17 protein-coding genes are annotated in these 18,284 nt (G+C 69.3%); 8 read left to right on the top strand and 9 right to left on the bottom strand.

Translation table 11 applies throughout. The features are described 5' to 3' along the window. Positions 1-97 precede the first annotated feature (97 nt). The 7 genes from amiA to ACIQTX_RS18905 all read left to right on the top strand — a co-directional run bounded on the left by amiA (position 98) and on the right by ACIQTX_RS18905 (position 7,836). Positions 98-196: a streptamidine family RiPP gene (amiA, locus tag ACIQTX_RS18935; RefSeq protein WP_017831216.1), complete on the top strand. Its 99-nt coding sequence runs from the start codon at positions 98-100 to the stop codon at positions 194-196. Positions 197-281: 85 nt separating this feature from the next. Continuing rightward, positions 282-1,082, top strand: a complete 801-nt coding sequence (locus ACIQTX_RS18930; RefSeq protein WP_402975235.1) for a hypothetical protein — start codon at positions 282-284, stop codon at positions 1,080-1,082. Then, the gene (locus ACIQTX_RS18925; RefSeq protein WP_402975232.1) at positions 1,079-2,092 is read left to right on the top strand and encodes a CocE/NonD family hydrolase; all 1,014 of its coding nucleotides are present in this window, start codon (positions 1,079-1,081) and stop codon (positions 2,090-2,092) included. The genes ACIQTX_RS18930 and ACIQTX_RS18925 overlap by 4 nt, the downstream gene beginning before the upstream one ends. After that, positions 2,089-3,492, top strand: coding sequence for a YcaO-like family protein (locus ACIQTX_RS18920; protein ID WP_402975229.1), 1,404 nt, complete (start codon positions 2,089-2,091; stop codon positions 3,490-3,492). The genes ACIQTX_RS18925 and ACIQTX_RS18920 overlap by 4 nt, the downstream gene beginning before the upstream one ends. 8 nt (positions 3,493-3,500) lie before the next feature. After that, a complete protein-coding gene (locus ACIQTX_RS18915) occupies positions 3,501-4,523 on the top strand; it encodes a hypothetical protein (protein ID WP_402975226.1) in 1,023 nt (340 codons plus the stop codon). Continuing rightward, the gene (locus tag ACIQTX_RS18910) at positions 4,520-6,154 is read left to right on the top strand and encodes an ATP-binding cassette domain-containing protein (protein WP_402975223.1); all 1,635 of its coding nucleotides are present in this window, start codon (positions 4,520-4,522) and stop codon (positions 6,152-6,154) included. Before ACIQTX_RS18915 ends, ACIQTX_RS18910 begins: the two co-directional genes overlap by 4 nt. Then, the gene (locus ACIQTX_RS18905; RefSeq protein ID WP_402975220.1) at positions 6,151-7,836 is read left to right on the top strand and encodes an ATP-binding cassette domain-containing protein; all 1,686 of its coding nucleotides are present in this window, start codon (positions 6,151-6,153) and stop codon (positions 7,834-7,836) included. Before ACIQTX_RS18910 ends, ACIQTX_RS18905 begins: the two co-directional genes overlap by 4 nt. Here ACIQTX_RS18905 and ACIQTX_RS18900 read toward each other — a convergent pair. Next, positions 7,814-10,348 carry a DEAD/DEAH box helicase gene (locus tag ACIQTX_RS18900; protein ID WP_402975217.1) on the bottom strand — a complete coding sequence of 845 codons (2,535 nt, stop codon included), beginning with the start codon at positions 10,346-10,348 and terminating at the stop codon, positions 7,814-7,816. The genes ACIQTX_RS18905 and ACIQTX_RS18900 overlap by 23 nt on opposite strands. 149 nt (positions 10,349-10,497) lie before the next feature. On the opposite strand from ACIQTX_RS18900, the gene putP reads away from it, so the two are divergent. Continuing rightward, a complete protein-coding gene (putP, locus tag ACIQTX_RS18895) occupies positions 10,498-12,009 on the top strand; it encodes a sodium/proline symporter PutP (protein ID WP_402975214.1) in 1,512 nt (503 codons plus the stop codon). A gap of 30 nt (positions 12,010-12,039) precedes the next feature. On the opposite strand, the gene deoD is transcribed toward putP, so the two are convergent. The 8 genes from deoD to ACIQTX_RS18855 all read right to left on the bottom strand — a co-directional run bounded on the left by deoD (position 12,040) and on the right by ACIQTX_RS18855 (position 18,219). Beyond that, positions 12,040-12,750 carry a purine-nucleoside phosphorylase gene (deoD, locus tag ACIQTX_RS18890; RefSeq protein ID WP_402975211.1) on the bottom strand — a complete coding sequence of 237 codons (711 nt, stop codon included), beginning with the start codon at positions 12,748-12,750 and terminating at the stop codon, positions 12,040-12,042. A 19-nt stretch (positions 12,751-12,769) separates the two neighbouring features. Continuing rightward, complete coding sequence (locus tag ACIQTX_RS18885; protein WP_402975208.1) at positions 12,770-13,288, bottom strand: hypothetical protein; 519 nt, start codon at positions 13,286-13,288, stop codon at positions 12,770-12,772. Continuing rightward, the gene (locus tag ACIQTX_RS18880; RefSeq protein WP_402975205.1) at positions 13,285-13,836 is read right to left on the bottom strand and encodes a GTP-binding protein; all 552 of its coding nucleotides are present in this window, start codon (positions 13,834-13,836) and stop codon (positions 13,285-13,287) included. The genes ACIQTX_RS18885 and ACIQTX_RS18880 overlap by 4 nt, the downstream gene beginning before the upstream one ends. Positions 13,837-13,931: 95 nt before the next feature. Next, entirely contained in the window at positions 13,932-14,303 is a 372-nt protein-coding gene (locus tag ACIQTX_RS18875; RefSeq protein ID WP_105527251.1) for a hypothetical protein, read from the bottom strand. Positions 14,304-14,467: 164 nt separating this feature from the next. Beyond that, positions 14,468-15,136: a DNA alkylation repair protein gene (locus ACIQTX_RS18870; protein ID WP_402975202.1), complete on the bottom strand. Its 669-nt coding sequence runs from the start codon at positions 15,134-15,136 to the stop codon at positions 14,468-14,470. A 20-nt stretch (positions 15,137-15,156) separates the two neighbouring features. Beyond that, positions 15,157-16,194 carry an aromatic acid exporter family protein gene (locus ACIQTX_RS18865; protein ID WP_105527249.1) on the bottom strand — a complete coding sequence of 346 codons (1,038 nt, stop codon included), beginning with the start codon at positions 16,192-16,194 and terminating at the stop codon, positions 15,157-15,159. Positions 16,195-16,239: 45 nt separating this feature from the next. Further along, positions 16,240-16,881: a hypothetical protein gene (locus ACIQTX_RS18860; protein WP_402975199.1), complete on the bottom strand. Its 642-nt coding sequence runs from the start codon at positions 16,879-16,881 to the stop codon at positions 16,240-16,242. 54 nt (positions 16,882-16,935) lie between these two features. After that, entirely contained in the window at positions 16,936-18,219 is a 1,284-nt protein-coding gene (locus ACIQTX_RS18855) for a family 16 glycosylhydrolase (protein ID WP_402975196.1), read from the bottom strand. Positions 18,220-18,284 lie beyond the last annotated feature (65 nt).

Below are 18,284 nucleotides of genomic sequence, written 5' to 3'. Positions count from 1 at the left end.
AGAATCATTATCATTTAGGGTCGACAGTGTTCACACACCGTGAACCCGACCCGCTGTCTCAGATCGCGGGACGGAAACCCCACTGAAGGAGCACGAAATGGAAAAGCAGATCCTCGCCGAGATCGAAGAGTCCGAGCAGCTGGCGCACCTGTCGGCATCGCACTCGAACGCACTGGTCGAGAACCCCTTCGACTGATCGCGGATCCTTCCGTCGCGCTCTCGAGCGCACTCCAGTCCGGCCGGGCGTTCGCGCCCGGCCGGGCCCATCACCGAGAGAATCCATGACTTCCGAACCTCGCATCCTGCCGCTCCCCGACTCGGGGGCGCATCTCGTCACCGGCGCCGACGGTCGCCCCCGGATCCGTCTGCGCACCGGACGCTTCGTGCTGCTCGACACACCGCCGACCGACCTGGACACCGCGCTCGCCGGTGGCACCGACGGCGCCGCCGCGGACTACCTCCGCCGCCTGGCCGCCGAGGTGCAGGAACGCGAATCCGCCGACGCGCTGCGCCGCTGGCCGACCGAACGCCGCGCCGTCTGCCTCCTCGGCTCCGGCCCGCTCGTGGACGATCTGCAGCGCGTGCTCACGGCCTGGGGAGCACAGATCACGGCTCTCGACGCGGACGCAGAGATTCCGGAAGACGCGGCGCTCGTGGCCGCCTACGCCGAGGATGCGCACGGCCGTCGCCGCTGGGCCGAGCTCGACCGGCTTCCGCAGCGGGGCGCCACCTGGCTCCGCGCCTACCGTGAGGGCGAATGCCTCCTGATCGATCCGCTCGCCATCGACGACGATGACCCCACCTCGGTCCAGGTGGCCGCACGACGGATGGCCGCGAGCAGCGCGCCGGCCTCCATCGAGGCGTGGCAGCGGTCGGCGCCCCCTGCCGATGCGGAGATCGATGAGGCGGCGAGAGTGCTGGTCCTCGCCCGCCTGCTGCACATGATCCTCACCTGGGCGCGAGGCGACGCGGAGCTCGACCGCCTGCGCACGACGCTGTGGAAGCTGGTGCCGGCGACCGGCTCCGTCAGCGAGCACACGGTGCTCCCCTTCCCCGCGGCCCCGCCCCGGGTGACCCGATGACCCCGCCGCGCGACGCCCGCCGGCACGCCGTGATCGCGGACGACGGCGCCCTGCTGTGCGGCTGGGTCTGGGAGCCCGCAGAGCCTCGGGGGGTGGTGATCATCCGCACGCCCTACGGCGCCTGGCGTCACGGTGACACCGCCCGCGCCTGGGGCAGACGGGGATACCGCTGCGTGATCCATGACGTGCGCGGGCGGCACTCGTCCGACGGTGAATGGCACCCCTACCTCGCCGAGCGCGAAGACGGACGCGCAGTGCTCGAGGCGATCACGGCCGAGAATCCCGGACTCCCGCTCGTGCTGTCCGGCGGCTCGTACGCCGCGCACACCGCGCTGGAGGCAGCCAGAGCCGTCGACGTCGACGCGCTGGTGCTCCTGGTCCCCGCGCTCGGGCTCGCCGAGACCGCCTGGGACGAGAGCGGGCGACCTCAGCTGCTCAACCGCATCGGGTGGTGGCACCAGCACGGTCGTGGGGCGCGCTCCCACCCGCCGCTGACCGACGAGGAGCTCGACGCACGCGTGGTGCGGGCGACCGAGGTCGGCGTGGATCGTGTGGTGGACGAATGGGGGTGGTCGCAGGACGCCCTGTCCGGATGGCGACGGCTCTGGTCTGCTCCTGCCGTCGATCTCGACCGCGCGTATGGCGCCCTCCGTGTGCCGCTGCTCCTGATCCGCGGCGATCACGACTTCTTCTTCGCGGATGCCGGTCGGCTCGCGGACGCATGGCGGGGGCCGGTCCACCTGGTCGACGGGCCGTGGGGACACCGGCTGGCTGCGGACATCGACGACGAAGAGGTGCGCACCCGGCTGCGCACCGCGGGCGGCATCGGGGGCGTGCTCGACTCCTGGCTCATCGAGAACGGCCTGCCATCCGGGGAATCCGTGACGGCATCCACCCCGGCATCCACCCCGACGCCCACTCCGACCGAGGCGGTTCTACGGCCGATCCGCCGCACCAGATCCGCCTTCGAACCCGAGACGGGCCGCTGGCGGTACGAGAGGACAGCATGACCGCGCACGACGCCCTGGACCGATCCCCTGAACGCGCGACGCTGCCGGCTGAGGCGCTGGTCGATGCGGAGACCGGGATCATCCGCTCGGTGCGGGAGGTGCCGCATCCGGTCGGCGCTCCGCACCGGTACCTGGCGCTCACGGCATCCGTCGCCGACGCCCGCATCCTCGGCGAGTGGCCCGCTGATCGGGTCTCGCTCGGCACGTCGTTCGGCGACCCGGCCCAGGCGCACATCGCCGCGATCGGCGAGGGCGTCGAGCGCTACTGCGGCAACTGGCTGCCCGATGTGCTTCCGCCCGGTGAGCTCCGGGTCAGCACGGCCGACGAGTTGCGCACCGACGGGGCGACCGTCATCGACGAGGCCGATCTTCCTCGTTTCACCGACTGGCAGCTCGCGCGCCCCGGCTTCCCGTATCAGCGGTTGCTCCCTTCGACGCCGACCCTCTGGGCTCGCTGTGACGACCTCGGCGGCGGATCCGTCTGGATGCCGGATTCGCTCGTGCACCTGAACTGGCGGCAGTCGCGCTTCCGCTCGCTGCCGCGGACGCACCACCTGAACTACGCCGGCATCGCCACGGGCGCAGGCTTCGACGACGCGCGCGACCGCGGCGTGATCGAGGTCATCGAGCGGGATGCGCTCGAGGTGTGGTGGCACCTCGACGGGCCGACGTTCGGCATCGATCCGGCGACTGTTCCCGGACTGCTCGACGATCTGAAGGGGAGCAGCCTGCGCGTGTGGCTGGTGTCGATGCCCTCGGAGTTCGCCCCCGCGATCGGCGCGCTCGTGCACGACGAGGAGCGGGGGCTCTACGCCGCGGGGTTCTCGGCCTCCCTCGATCCGGCGCGCGCCGCGCGGAAGGCGGTGCTCGAAGCCGTGCACACCTGGATCTACACGCAGGGCTGCACGACGGCCGACGGGTGGGTGTTCCGCGCGGTCGCGGAAGGGCTGATGGCGAAGGGGCTCACGCTCGACTTCCGTCCCGACGCCGACTACACGGCCACTGCGGGGTCGCAGTTCGAGAACGTGATCGATCTCGGCGCGCACGTGCAGGTGTGGCTCGACCCGGCCGTGCACGGCGAGGCGCGCCGGTTCCAGTCGCCGGCGCAGGGGGTGCGACCGCTGAGCGAGGTCGGCTCGGTGACGATGGTCGAGGTGTACGAGCGGCTGCGCGATCGCGGGCATCGGGTGCTCACGCGTGACCTCACGACCTCCGACGTGCGGCGCACCGACCTGCGCGTGGTGCGCTCGATCGTGACCGGCCTCGTGCCCAACGCGCCGGCGGCGTTCTCGTACCTCGGGATGCCGCGATTCCGCGAGGCGGCGCAGGAGCGCGGCTGGCGCTCGACCTGGACCGGTGGCCCGGAGGACTTCACGCTCCTCCCGGCTCCGCACATGTGAGGCCGGTCATGCATCGCATACTCCCGGAGGGCCCTGGTCTTCCTGCCCCGCTCGTCGAGGTGCAGACGTCGCGCCTGCCCGAGGGGCCGCTGCCACCGGGGCCTCGGGCGAACGCCTGGGAACGCGCCGGGGCGGTGGCGGACGATCCTCCTGTCGGTGTGCGCGAGCTCGTCGACGGCCTGTGGCACCCGGGGGAGTTCCATCGGACGACGGACGGCCGGGCCACACGCATCCGCCGACGCCCGGTGCCTTCCGCCGGGGCGTGCTACCCGGTGCAGACGCATCTGATCGACGCGTCGGGCCTGCGCTGGGCGGTCGATCACGAGAGGGGTGTCTTCCATCGCCGCGATCCCGCCGCCGATCGTGCGGACGGATGGCCGTCGATTGCTGCAGACGACGGCATCGCGCGCGCGGTGTTCACCGTGCTGCCGGGGCGCTCCTTCGGGCGCTACCGGCATCGGGCCTGGCCGCTGTGGATCGCCGATGCCGCCTACGCGGTCGCCGCCCTCCGATTCCTGCTGGGGGAGCGAGCTGGTGCGACGGAGGTCGGCCCCTCGACCCGGCTGCGCTCGCTGCTCGGTGTTCCCCGCGCAGGCGACGTCGACGCCTGGATGCGCCGAGGCCTCGTGCCGGAGATCCCCCTCGCCGCGGTCGAGATCCCGCGCGCCCCGGTTCCCGACCCCACGGCGCTGCACGCGCTCGGAGCCCGCCGCTCGCCGGACATGGCGGAGTTCACAGCCCGGATCGGTGTCGCACCCGCGCCCGAGGTCGGGCATATCGCGAGAGCATCCGGCCAAGCCTGGGTGCGCGGGGCGACCGAGGCCCGCTCCTGGTCCGTGCCGATCACGGCCCCTTCGACCGTCGTCGGCGCCGCGCTCTGGAGCGCCCATCTCGCCGCGGCCCGTCTCTGCTACGAGGCCGCACTCACCGGAGACAGGGGAACGCGCCCGGTCTCCGGCTTCTCCTCGACCGGTGATCGCTGGATCCTCCACGCGCTCGCCTTCCTCGACTCCCCCGGAGGTGCACGATGATGATCGTCCCCGAGCTGTGGCGTGAAGCGCGACGGCATCCCTGGCTCCTGTCCGTGAGCATCCTTCTCCTCCTCCTCGTGTTCGCGACGCACCTTCTGCAGGCGCTCGCCCTCGCGTGGTCGCTCGCCGCCTTCGTGCGTGGTGACGCGGCGGGCGCGGTGGCAGGCATCGGTGCGATCCTCGCGATCGGGCTGACGCGGGTGCTGTTGACGCTGGTGCAGGGCGATGCGGCTGCTCGCCTCGGCGGACGAGTGAGAGAAGACCTGCGCGGTGCGGCCGTCGCGGCAGCCCTCGTCCCTGAGCGGTTGCACGATGCCACGCTGCGCGACGGCTCGACCCAGCTTGCGCTCGGCGACGGCATCGACGGCACCGACGCCTACGTGTCGAAGTACATCCCCGCCGTGGCGCAGCTCGTCGTCGGCAGCCTGATCGCGGTGGGCCTCGTCGCGGTGCTGTCTCCCCTGATCGCGCTGTGCGTCGCCGCGGGGATCCTGCTTGCGGTGCTGGGGCCCCTGCTGTGGAAGCGGATGCTCGCCCGGCGCGGGTTCGAGCACTGGGACAGCTATGAGGCTCTCAGTGGTGATCTGCTCGAGTCACTCCGCGGCATGTCGACGCTGCGCGCGCTGGGGGATGTTCCCGCGACGCGTGCGCGGCTCCACACCCGATCGGAGGCCCTGCGCCTCGCCACGGAACGAGTGATGCGATCGTCGCTCGCGGAGACGGCCATCACCGACTTCGCCGTGCAGGCGGGGGTGGTGATCGCTGCCGGGCTCGCGGTCGTCTCCGTCCTGACCGGGCAGCCACCCGCCGTCGAGGTCTACGCGCTGCTCCTGCTTTCTTCCGAGGCATTCCGTCCGGTGCGCGAGCTCTCACGGCACTGGCATGCCGGATTCCTCGGGCTCACTGCCGTCCCCGGACTGGCGGCGCTCGGGGCGTTCCGTCGGTCTCCCGGGATGGTGCCGGAGGCCGAGATGGTGCCGGCGGTCGGGGGAGAGGTGCTTCGCATCTCCGGGCTCTCGTACCGCTACCCCGGCGCCGACCACGACGTGCTCCGCGGTGTCGACCTCCGCGCCGCGCGAGGAGAGGTGCACGCCATCGCCGGACCTTCGGGCGCAGGCAAATCCACGCTGTTCGATCTCGTGCTCGGCTTCCTGCCGGCGACTGCGGGGACGGTCGAGCTCGATGGGCGCCCCCTCCAGCCGAGCGACGTGGCCGTGGTCTCACAGCGGCCCGTCCTGTTCGCCGGGACCATCAGGGAGAACGTCGACCTGTTCGACGCCGGGCAGGAGGCGCTGGAAGGCGCGTGTGCTGCGGCAGGCGTGCTCGACGAGATCAGGGCCATCCCGGGAGGCTTCGACGCGATGGTGGCGGAGGCGGGGACGAGCCTGTCGGGCGGGCAACGACAGCGCCTCGCCCTCGCCAGGGCGCTGCTCGCCCGGCGCCCGGTACTGCTCGTCGACGAGCCGACCAGCGCGCTCGACGACCGCAGCGCCCTGACCGTGGCCGAGACGCTCGAACGTGTCGCCGCAGAGAGGATCGTGCTCATGATCAGCCACCGCCCCGAGGCCCTTGCCAGGGTCGCAGACGTGCGGGTGCTCCGCGACGGGATGCTCGTGAAGGAGGCCTCATGACCTCGTCCGCAGTCATCCTCGCCCGGTTGCTTCCCCCATTGCGACCGGAATGGCGGCGCATCGTCGGCAGCTACCTGATCGCCACCACGAGCCTGTGCGCACTCGCCGCCATCGGGGTGCTCACCGCCCTCGGTGTCGGTGGAGCCGTGGTGCACGGCGAGTGGCCGCCGGTCGTCTGGTGGGCAGCGCTCGGAGCCCTCGTGCTGCTGCGCACGTTCCTCACCTGGCGCGAGATGGACGTGTCGCACGCTCTCGCCTACCGCGTGCTCGCCCGGCTGCGGATGGCACTGTTCGACGCTTACTCCCGCAGTGTTCCGGGGCGCCGTCGTGAGCACTCCGGTCGGGCGGCATCCGTGGCGATGACCGACATCGAGAAGCTGGAGTTCTTCTACGCGCACACGGTGGCGCAGATCGGTGCTGCGCTCACCCTGTTCGTCGGAGCCCTGGTCTGCGCGTTCTTCGTGATGCCGATGGCCGCTCTCGTGATGCTCGGAGGCGCGATCGCCGTGGCACTCACCGCCTGGGCCGGCGCGGGCCCGGCACGACGGATCGGGGCGCTGGAGCAGCGGGAGCGCGAGGAGCAGTCCGAACGGCTGGTCGACGCGCTCGGTGCGCTGCGCGAGATCCTCGCCTACGGCCTGCAACGCCGGGTCGTGCACGAGGCGGTCGCGGGAACCCGGCGGTCGGCAGGCATCAGCCGTCGGCGGGAGGCCATCGCCCACCTCGTCGACGGGATGCGCGAGCTCATCCTCACCGCCGTCGTCATCGGCGTGATCGCGGCTTCGCTCCTTCTCGGCAGTGCGGTCGGCGGTACCCAGGCTGCGGTGCTTCCGGCGGTGATCGCGCTCGCCGTCGCAGGAGTCGCTGCCGTGGCGGATGCCGCGCACACCGTGTCGGAGCTGCATCCGCTCATCGCCAGTGCCGATCGCGTGGGGGCGGGCCTTCACCGTCCACCCGTAGTGGCGCCGGTCGACCGTCCGCTCCCGTTGCCCGACGGTCCGCTCGGGGTGCGCTTCGAGAAGGTGTCGTTCTCCTACGACGATCAGAAGGAGGTGCTGCACGACTGGTCGATCGACGTCGATGCCCGGGAGCACATCGGTCTCGCAGGTCCCTCCGGTGCAGGCAAGAGCACGGTCATCGCGCTCGCCGCACGGCTGTGGGATCCCGCGGCCGGCACGGTCGCCCTCGTCGATGCGGCGGGCATCGTGTACCCGCTCGGCCGCATCCGCGATGAAGATCTCCGCCGGACCGTCGCCGTGGTGGAGCAGGATGCCCGGCTCTTCCACGGCACCGTGCGCGACAACCTCGTACGCGGTTCCGACACCCGCACCGACGAGCAACTGCGCGGTGCGCTCACGCAGGTGGGCGCCGACGGCTGGATCACGCTCGATGACGAACTCGGCGAGCACGGGGTGCGGCTGTCCGGCGGTCAGCGTGCACGGCTGGCGTTGGCGCGGGCACTGTGCCGCGAGCCCCGCGTGCTCATCGTCGACGAGATCACCGCGAGCCTCGATGCCGAGTCCGAACGCATCATCTCCGACGTGCTCGAAGGCTTCGAGGGCACGGTGATCGCCGCCTCCCATCGGCGCGAGACGCTGGGGCGGTTCGGCCGGGTGGTCGGCGTGGAGAGGGAAGACGTCGAGCGCGAGGGGGCAGCGGCTACAGCCGGTCGACTCCGGTGACCGTGACGACGGCCTGACCGGCTTCGTCGGAGGCGGCGAGGTCGATCGTCGCGGAGATGCCCCAGTCGTGGTCGCCGGCGGGATCGTCGAAGATCTGCCGTGCGGTCCACGAGGTGGCGCCCTCCGTGAGGATCAGCAGTTTCGAGCTGCGGGCGTCCCCTCCGGTGAGGATCTCGTCGTGGTCGGCGAAGTATCCGTCGAGGGCATCCGACCAGGCGTCGGCGCCGAAGCCCGGATCGAGTTCGGCCAGCGCGTTCACGTCTTCCCGCGCTGCGAGCTGCACCCGGCGGAAGAGCTCGTTGCGCACCAGGATGCGGAAGGCGCGGATGTTGCTCGTGAGGCGCTTGGGTGCGGGCGGGACGATCGGCTCGTCGGGGGCGTGCGGATCGAAGCGTCCGTTGTCGACGCCGGCGATCAGCTCCTCCCACTCGTCGAGCAGGCTGGAGTCGACCTGGCGGACGAGTTCGCCGAGCCACTCGATGAGGTCGCGCAGATCCTCGTCCTTGAACTCCTCCGGGATGGTCTGCGAGGCCGCACGGTAGGCGTCGGAGAGGTAGCGCAGCACCACGCCCTCGGAGCGCGCGATCTTGTAGTAGGCGACATATTCCCCGAACGACATGGCCCGCTCATACATGTCGCGCACGACCGACTTGGGGTGCAGTTCGAAGTCGCGGATCCAGGGCTGGGCGGCGCTGAAGGTCTCGAAGGCGGCCGTCAGCAGCTCGTCGAGCGGCTTCGGGTAGGTGATCTGCTCGAGCAGTTCCATCCGCTCGTCGTACTCGATGCCCTCGGATTTCATGATCGCGACCGCCTCGCCGCGGGCCAGGAACTCCTGCTGGCTCAGCACGGCGCGCGGATCGTCGAGGGTGGCCTCCACGATCGAGATCATGTCGAGCGCGTACGAGCCCGTGCCCGTGCCGGCAGCCGGATCGGGGTCGAGCAGCTCGAATGCGGCGAGGGCGAACGGCGACAGCGGCTGATTGAGCGCGAAGTTCGGCTGCAGGTCGACCGTGAGACGGATGTCGCCCTCCGGGGTCTTCTCGACGATGCCCGATTCTCGGAGGGTGCGGTAGATGCCGATGGCTCGGAGTGCGAGCTGTCGCTGACGCTTCCGCGGCTCGTGATTGTCGTATACCAGCGAACGCATATTCGCGAACACGTCGCCGCCGCGCGCGATCACGTTGAGCATCATGGCGCTCGTGATCTGCATGTGCGAAGTCAGAGTCTCGGGTACGGCGTCGATCAGCTTGCGGAACGACGGCTCGCCCCACGACACGAAGCCGTCCGGTGCCTTCTTGCGCACGATCTTGCGCTTCTTCTTCGGGTCGTCGCCGGCCTTCTTGACCGCGGCGACGTTCTCGCTCTCGTGCTCGGGGGCTTGGGCGACCACGGTGCCGGCGGTGTCGTAGCCTGCACGGCCCGCGCGACCGGCGATCTGATGGAACTCGCGGGCGTTCAACTGCCGCATCCGGGTGCCGTCGAACTTCGTGAGCGCGGTGAGCAGCACGGTGCGGATCGGCACGTTGATGCCGACGCCGAGGGTGTCGGTGCCGCAGATCACGCGCAGCAGTCCGCGCTGGGCGAGCTGCTCGACCAGGCGCCGGTACTTCGGCAGCATTCCGGCGTGGTGCACGCCGATCCCGGCGCGCAGGAAGCGCGAGAGCGTCTTTCCGAACGCCGTCGTGAATCGGAACTCGGCGATCAGCGCCGCGATCGCGTCGCGCTGCTCACGGGTGGCGACCTTCGTGCTCGACAGCGCCTGCGCCCGCTCCATGGCCGCGGCCTGCGAGAAGTGCACGACGTAGATCGGCGCCTGCCCGGTGTTCAGCAGGTCGTCGATCGTCTCGTGGATCGGCGTGGTCTCGTAGAAGAAGTGCAGGGGGACGGGGCGCTCGACACCGGTCACGGTCGCCGTCTCGCGACCGGTCCGACGGGTGAGGTCGGCGGCGAGCTCGGTGACGTCGCCGAGGGTCGCCGACATCAGGATGAACTGCGCCTGCGGCAGTTCGAGCGGCGGCACCTGCCACGCCCAGCCGCGGTCGGGGTCGGCGTAGAAGTGGAACTCGTCCATGACGACCTGGCCGACGTCGGCATCCGTGCCCTGGCGCAGCGAGAGGTTCGCGAGGATCTCGGCCGTGCAGCAGATGATCGGCGCATCCGCGTTGACAGAGGAGTCGCCCGTGACCATGCCCACGTTCTCGGCCCCGAACACGTCGACCAGGGCGAAGAACTTCTCGCTCACCAGCGCCTTGATCGGGGCGGTGTAGTAGCTGCGTCGCCCCGCGATGAGGGCGCTGAAGTGTGCGCCGATCGCGACGAGCGACTTTCCGGTGCCGGTCGGCGTCGACAGGATCAGGTTGTTGCCGGAGACGATCTCGATGACCGCCTCGTCCTGTGCGGGGTACAGGCTGATGCCCGTCGATTCCGCCCATTCGACGAAGGCGAGGTAGACGGCATCCGGATCCGCGGCGTCCGGAACGAGGGCGGGGTCGAGCCGCGGAGTGGAAGTCATGGTCCCTCGATCATCCCCCATCCGTGAGTGCTCCTGCTCTGCACGGCCGAAGTGCCGCCGCGCCGAGCGACCTCTGCGGGGCATCGCCCGAGCTTGGCATCATCGAACGACGACCGGATGCGGTGGCCTCACCGCGAGGGGGGACGACGATGCCCGACCAGATCTTCACTTTCGCAGCGCTGGGTGTGTACTTCGCGGCGATGCTGCTCATCGGCTGGATCGCCTTCCGGCGAACCGGCGACCACGAGGACTACATGCTCGGCGGACGGAATCTTCCGCCGTGGGTGGCTGCGCTCAGCGCCGGTGCCTCCGACATGTCCGGCTGGCTCGTGATGGGGCTCCCGGGAGCGATATACGTCTCCGGTCTCATCGAGGCGTGGATCGCGGTCGGGCTCACCATCGGCGCCTACCTGAACTGGCTGCTCGTCGCTCCCCGGCTTCGCGCCTACACGCAGGTGTCGCGCAACTCCATCACGGTGCCGAGCTTCTTCGAGAACCGCCTTCGCGACACGACGCGACTGCTGCGCGTGGTCTCCGGTGTCGTCATCCTCGTGTTCTTCACTCTCTACATCTCCTCGGGAATGGTCGCCGGTGGTGTCTTCTTCGAGAGCTCTTTCAACGGCGACTACCTGACCGGCATGCTGCTGGTCACGGGCGTCACCCTCGCGTACACGCTCTTCGGCGGCTTCCTCGGTGCGTCGCTGACCGACGTCGTGCAGGGGCTCATGATGGTGATCGCGCTCGTCGTGATCCCCGTGGCCGCGATCGTCGCCATCGGCGGCCTGGCCGAGACGGGGGAGCTGATCAACGAGGTCGCGCCGGACCACCTCTCCATGCTCTCCGGCACAGCGCTCACCGGCGGCACCATCCTCGCCATCGTCTCGTCGCTCGCCTGGGGCCTCGGATACTTCGGGCAGCCGCACATCATCGTGAGGTTCATGGCGCTGCGGTCGCCGCAGGAGGCGAAGAGTGCTCGCCGCATCGGCATCTCGTGGATGATCGTCTCCCTCGGCGGCGCAGTGCTGTCGGGCCTGGTCGGCGTCGCCTACATCGCCAAGACGGGTGTCGACCTGGCCAACCCGGAGACCGTCGTGCTGCTCATGTCGCAGACGCTGCTGCATCCGTTCGTGGCCGGCCTCGTCCTGGCCGCCGTGCTCGCGGCGATCATGAGCACCATCTCCAGCCAGCTGATCGTGTGCTCCTCGGCCCTCGTGGAAGACCTGTACGGCGTGTTCCGACGCACACCACCGTCGCAGAAGACGCTCATGCTGATGGGGCGGCTCGGTGTGCTCGGAGTCGCGATCGTCGCTGCGGTGCTGGCGATCACCCCGAACGACACGATCCTCGGCCTCGTCTCCTTCGCGTGGGCGGGATTCGGCGCCGCCTTCGGGCCGGTCATCCTGCTCAGCCTCTACTGGCGCAAGCTCACCAACTGGGGCGCGCTGGCCGGGATGTTCGTCGGTGCGGCGACCGTGTTCATCTGGAAGTCGCTGGACACCGGGCTCTACGAACTGCTTCCCGCCTTCGTGTTCGCGATGCTCGCCGCCGTGGGCGTGAGCCTGGTCACCTACAAGCACGACGAGGAGATCCAGCAGGAGTTCACCGAGACCGGCGTGATGGTGGCACTGCCCCGCCCGCACGCCGTCGGCGACACCCCGTAGCGTCCGCCGACGGCCGAGAGCGGATACGCGCTAGGCGGTCGCGGCGCGCAGGGCGATGCGGATCATGTCGCCGAACGTCTGCTCGCGCTCCTGCGCGGTGGTCTCCTCGCCCGTGACGATGTGGTCGCTGACCGTGCAGATGGCGAGGGCGCGTCGACCGTAGTAGGCCGCGAGCGTGTAGAGCCCGGCGGCCTCCATCTCGACGCCGAGGATGCCGTGCTGCACGAACGGCTCCGTGAGCTCGGGGCGGGTGCTGTAGAACTGGTCGCTCGAGAACAGCTGTCCCACGTGCACGGTCGACTCCAGAGGTTCGGTCTCGCTCGCCTCGACCGCGGCACGCAGCAGCGAGAAGTCGGCCACGGGCGCGTAGTCGAGTCCGTGGAAGCGCACCCGGTTGATGCCGGAGTCGGTGCTGGCGCCGTTCGCGATGATGATGTCGCGGATCTTCACCCGCTCGGTCAGCGCTCCGCACGAACCGACGCGCACGATCGTCTGCACGTCGTAGGAGTCGAACAGCTCGTTCGCATAGATCGCCATCGACGGCTGCCCCATGCCGGAGCCCTGCACCGAGACGCGATGCCCCTCCCAGGTGCCGGTGTAACCCAGCATGCCGCGTGTCTCGGAGTACAGTTCTGCGTCGTCGAGGAAGGTCTCGGCGATCCACTTCGCCCGCAGCGGATCGCCCGGGAACAGGACGATGGGGGCGATCTGACCGGGCTCTGCGGCGATGTGCGTGCTCATGGCCTCAGCGTAGCCAGCCTCATCCCGGTGCGCCCGCGAGCCCCAGTGCGGTGATGAGTTCGTACGCGGCCGAACGGGCCTGCACGATCACTGTCCCGACCTGCACGCCCTTCGCCGACACCGAGAGGAGCAGCTGGCCGTAGGGGGCGAGGATGAAGCTGAGCAGCGACAGTTGACTCTGCCCGATCGACACCGAGACCACGGCGGAGAGGCTTGGTTCCGTTCCGCGCGAGATGATCTCGGCCTCGGCCCTGGCGACGGCGAACAGCGAACCGTTCATGGCCGCCAGACGCTCGCCGGTCTCACCGAGGGTGCCGACGGAGGCGATGTGCAGGCCGTCGGCGGTCGAGAGGACCGCTGTGGTCAGCTCGGGGAATCGCTCCTCGAGATGACGCAGCCGGGTGAGTGCGGCCTGACTCACCACGCCGGACCAGAGCGACCAGTTCGCCGCGAGATCCGGATGCATCAGCACGGCGTCCGGCGCAGGCGTCGACTCGTTCGTCGGAGCGGGGTGGTCCCCTCGGGTGGAGGCGTTCATGACTCTTCTTCCGGGAGGTCCAGTGCCACGCAGGCCGCCCGCATGACGCTTTCGCGGTCGCGGGCGTCGGCCGCGAGAACGCGCGTGTGGGGTATCCCGTAGCGGTCCAACGTCTCGGTGAGCTCCGCGCGCACTGTATCGATCGCATCGTCAGCGCAGTGTGTCACGGCGATCACCAGCCGATCGTGGTCGTCAGCGAATCGCGCCAGCCATTCGCCGGCGTCGTCGACGATGCTCCCGCGGTCTGCACGCAGCCACAGCAGGATGCGCGTGTCGGACGATGAGGCACTCTGCCGTGCGTGAGCGAAGCGATCTTGACCCGGAACGCCGATGAGCGCCACCGAGATCTCGTCTGTGGGCTTCCAGGCGCCGTAGTCGAGTCCCACCGTGGTGGTCGTCTTCTCTCCGTCGCCGTACTCCACGGAGCCTGCCGAGATGGGAACGTCGGTGTCGACCGGCACGATGTCGCTCAGCGCGCGGACCGCTGTGGTCTTTCCCGCGCCCACAGGCCCGGCGAAGACGAGGCGGAAGCGCGTCGGCAGACTCACGCGTCGCCAGCGTGCGCGCCGCGTCGAAAGATCCGACGCAGTGGTGCGCACCCACGAGCCGTTCTCGGGGCGGTCGTCTCCGACGGCCTCGCCGGTCAAGCGTTCAAGGCCGCCACGTGGCGGTTCACAGCGGAGCGGAGGAGGGCGATGTTCGTCGCCTGGCGGTCGGCCGCGAGGTAGATGAACGTGTCGTCGTCGATCATCTTGAGCAGATGCAGCTGCGTGTCCAGCGTCAGCAGCATGTCTTCGAGCGTCGCGTCGAGGTGGAGGGCGTCGATCGTCTTCCGCTTGCTCTTGACCATCTCGCTGTTGTACGCGCTGGCGACGTCGAGGTCGAAGTCCGGACGGACCGAGTTCGAGGCGAGCGGCAGGCCGGACTCGACATCGACGACGGATGCTCCGATGAATCCATTGATGTCGCTCGCGATGTCGGCGATGAGCGCGTTCAGTTGATCTTGCGTAGCCATGGTGATGCGTCCCCAGTTTCGATCGCAGGTGCCGGTGACCGCCCCTTGCGGTCGCCCCCAGTGCACATGCGAATGAATAAAGTGTATAACGTTACCGACTGTGCTGCGGAACGTGCATCAGACACGCCACGGTGCCGCAGCTCAGAGAGGATGCCGGCGCGGGGTCAGCCCTCGCGGCGCCGCACGATCTCGCCGATCCAGAGTGGCGCGAACGGTGAGGTGCAGCCCGGAGGCGTCGGGTAGTCGGCGAGAACCTGCAGATGCTCGCCGATCTCCAGCGCCCTCGCGCGGTGCTCCGGGTGGAAGATGCCGATGTTCGCCAGGGTCTCGTTCATCGCCCACTGCAGGCGCGACGGCGCATCCTTCATATCCCGCTCGATCAGGTCGAGCAGGTGCGGCAGATCGAGTCCTTCGGGGTCCTTCATCACACGCACGGTCGTGAGCGACCAGGCCGCAGCCGCGACGGTCGGGTCGACGTCGTCGAACCAGCGCAGTCGCAGCTCTTCGGCGAGTGGGGTCTTCTTGGCGACGTAGTTGACGAACCAGTCGTTGACCTTGGGTGCTCGGGTCTCGCGCAGCATGGCGTCGAGTTCGTCGGCCGAGAAGTCGCGAGGGCGGCAGATCAGCAGGGCCAGCAGTTGCGCGGGCGTCTCGCCGGTGGCCCACAGCTCCTGGGCGAGGGGCTGGTCGGTTTTGATCCGCTTGGCCAGCGCCCGCAGGCGGCTGAGGTTGATGCCGTGGTCGTCGCCGCGCTTCTCGTTGGCCGCGCGCATCTTCGGGTCTTCCAGAGCGGCGAGTTCCCCGAGTGCTTCCGGGACGGTGAAGTCGGACATGCCTCCAGCGTAAGCCGGGCTCAGTCCTCGTCGACCAGTTCGCCCCTGATTCGGCGGAGGTCTTCCATGAGCGAGCCGATCAGGATCCAGTGCTGCGACGACGGCGGCCGGATCACGAGCGGAGCGGTGAGCGCGGGGATCGCCGAGGTCATGGTGTCGGGCTCGGGCGAGGCCTCGGCGATCTGCACGGCGAGTCGCACGTCATGCCCTGCCCGCCGCAGCTGCTCGGCGATCGCGGCCACCGCAGGCTCTTCGCCGATCGTGTCGTCGTAGTGGTCGAAGTAGGCGCGGGTCATGCCGATCGTCTGCGTGACGATGGGGGAGAGCCGGTCGAGCAGTGTCCGCATCTCGCGAAGGTCGGCGCGATGGGTCGAGCGCCGTGGGTTCAGGGTGAGCGACTCCTCGCCGGCGGCGATGGATGCCTCTGCGGCGTCCTTCATCGGGCGCAGCAGCCGCACCTCGAGCATCAGCTCCTGCAGCTTCGCCGGGGTCTGCGGTTCCGGAAGCGCATCCGCCAGGCGATCCAGGCTCGCCGCGAGCTCGCTGCCGAGCAGTCCGACATCTCGGCGTGCGGGCGCGACCAGCACGGGCGGCACGATGAGCGCGTTCACGACGATGCCGATCACGACGCCGATCAGGGTCTCGACGATGCGCGCGAACGCGTACTCGGGGCTGGAAGACCCCAGCGCCAGCACGAGCATCGCCGAGATCGCGACCTGGTTGCCGGTGCCGGGTGAGGCCCGGAAGATCCAGGCGACGAGCATCGCGACGACGATCGCGAGCAGCACGATCCAGCTGGGCGAGCCGAGCAGCAGCCCCAGCGCGACGGCGATCACGACACCCGCGATCACCCCGATGCTGCGCTCGAGCGCCTTCGACAGCGACTGGTTCACACTGGGCTGCACCACCAGCAGGGCGGCGATCGCGGCGAAGACCGGCAGCTGTGCGGGGAACACCCATCCGGCGATGAGCCACGCAGCGATCGTCGCTGCGGCCGACTTCACGACCTGCAGCAGCGGGGAGCGCTTGGAGGCGCGGATCGCGGCGGGGATGCGCATGACCCCCACGCTAGTCGTGCGGAAGTGGTCGCCGCGGGATCGAGGCTACGGCGTGGGTTGCGACGTGGGGCGCAACGGCCCCTTGGCGATGTCGTCGATGAGCCACTCGCCGTCGATCTTCGTGAGCGTGTACTCCCGGGGCTGGGCGAACTCCGCACCGGCGTCGACGCCGAGTTCGTGGAGGTACCCCTCGGATGCGCTGACGATGCGGAAGAGTGACTCGAACCCGACCGTCGCCTTCGTGCGCCCGGCGTCGATCGTCGACGGAGTCCAGGCGACGCCGGTCTGCTCGATCGTCAGGTCGTTGTCCACGTACATCGCCACGAGGGCGTCGCGGTAGCTGTCGGTCCCGAGCTTCTCGACGAACAGCGGCGTGAAGAACGATTCCTCGGCATCGACGGAGTCCACGATGGTGGCGGGTGAACGGTTGTCCGAGGCTCCGGAGTGCAGAGCCACGACCTCTTGCAGAGCCTGCACATCTTCGTCCTCGAGCGACAGCTCCTCTCCGGTCGAGGCGAGAGTCCACAGGGTCGCGTCCGGATCGAACCCGGGCGTCGGTGTCGCACTCGGGGCGGCGGAGGCGACCGGTGACGACGAGTCGGTGCAGCCGATCAGGCTTCCGCTTCCTGCCAGCAGAGCGAGAGTCAGCAGGAGTGCGGAGGCGGATCGCGGTCGTGTCGTGCGCATGAGGTTCTCCTCGGAGGGGAGGGGGACCGACGGGTCCCCCTCCCGATGTCGGGGTCAGTTCGCGGGAGCGGCTTTGAGCTGCCAGTGCGAAGACCACCAGCTGCTGGACACGTTTGCGAACTCGACCTTGCCGGTGTTGTTCTCGACGTGGAGGGCACCCGAGGCGTTCTGGATGCGCGTGAACCCTCCGCCGGCGTCGGGAGTCGACCATTCGGCGGCCGTTCCCGCCGCTGCCGCGGTTCCGTGCCGCACGTTCGTGCCGTTCACGTAGAGGTACTGATTGGTCCACCGGTTCCGGTACTTCGTCGTGCCCGAAGCCGTCTCCGGCACCCATTGCGCGCTCCAGTACGTCGACGGCACCTCTCCGAAGCGCACCAGCCCGTCATTCGGCTCGATGTTGATCGCGCCGGCGCGGTGCCGGTTGTTGATGAGCTTCCACGTGGGCGACACGGCTTCGGAGTAGCCGGCGTTGTCCTTGTAGACGCGCAGGTAGTCGACCTCCCACTGCTTGGGCCAGACGCTGTTGGGCTGGCCGGAGCCCGCTCCCGTGTAGATGTTCATGATGATGCCCATGGCCGTGTTCGGAGCGTCGTTGAGCGTCTTCACCAATTGGCCGTCGTAGTAGAACCGCAGCTGTGTGGGCGTCCAGTCCATCGAGTAGACGTGGAACTCGGTCGTCGGAGAGCCGGAGACAGGAACGGTGTCGAGAGACCACGAACCGAGGAAGTTCGGGTCGCCCCACCCGTAGGCGGCGATGCGCCAGCTGTTCGGAGTACTGAAGAACGTTTCGATCATGTCGATCTCCGACTGCCCGCCGGTGGTGTTGGTGCCCACGAGCCACAGGGCCTGGTGCCCGCCGCCTCCGGCATTGGAGTTCTTCGCACGCACTTCGAAATAGCCGTACTTCGTGGAGTACCCGTCGAATGTCGGCAGGTTGTTGCGGTTCACGGCGCTGCCGTTGAAGGGATGCCAATTGTTCTGGTTGTGCGTCTGGATCGCGGACGACACCACGGTTCCGTCCTGGTCGGGGTTCCACGGCGGCTGGTTCTGCTCGACCCGGAGCTTGATGGTGCCGTTCGAGATCGTGTAGCGAGCCGCCGTGTCGGCGAAGTCCTCTGCGGGGACCCAGTGCGGAAGATAGTTCGGCATCCACTTGCTGGTGTCGAGCGTCGTGCCGTTGAACTCCTCGCTGAAATCGAGGGTGTACCCCGGCTTGTCGACGGGGTTCGGAGGCGTGTCGGCCGCCCAGGCGGCGGGGCCTGCGAGGGTCAGGGCGGCCACGGAGGCCACGACTGCGGCGGAGGCCGTGAGGCGACGTGCGGATTTCGGGCGGGTCATCATGCTCCTCGGGGATCGGCGGTGATCGTGTTCCCGGACGCGTCGATGAGAAAGCGGCCGGCGAG

Source organism: Microbacterium sp. NPDC090281, assembly GCF_044769635.1.
In the GTDB taxonomy this organism is placed as follows: domain Bacteria; phylum Actinomycetota; class Actinomycetes; order Actinomycetales; family Microbacteriaceae; genus Microbacterium.
Note: the sequence above shows the minus strand (reverse complement) of the source record. Positions and strands in the feature narration are given on the sequence as shown.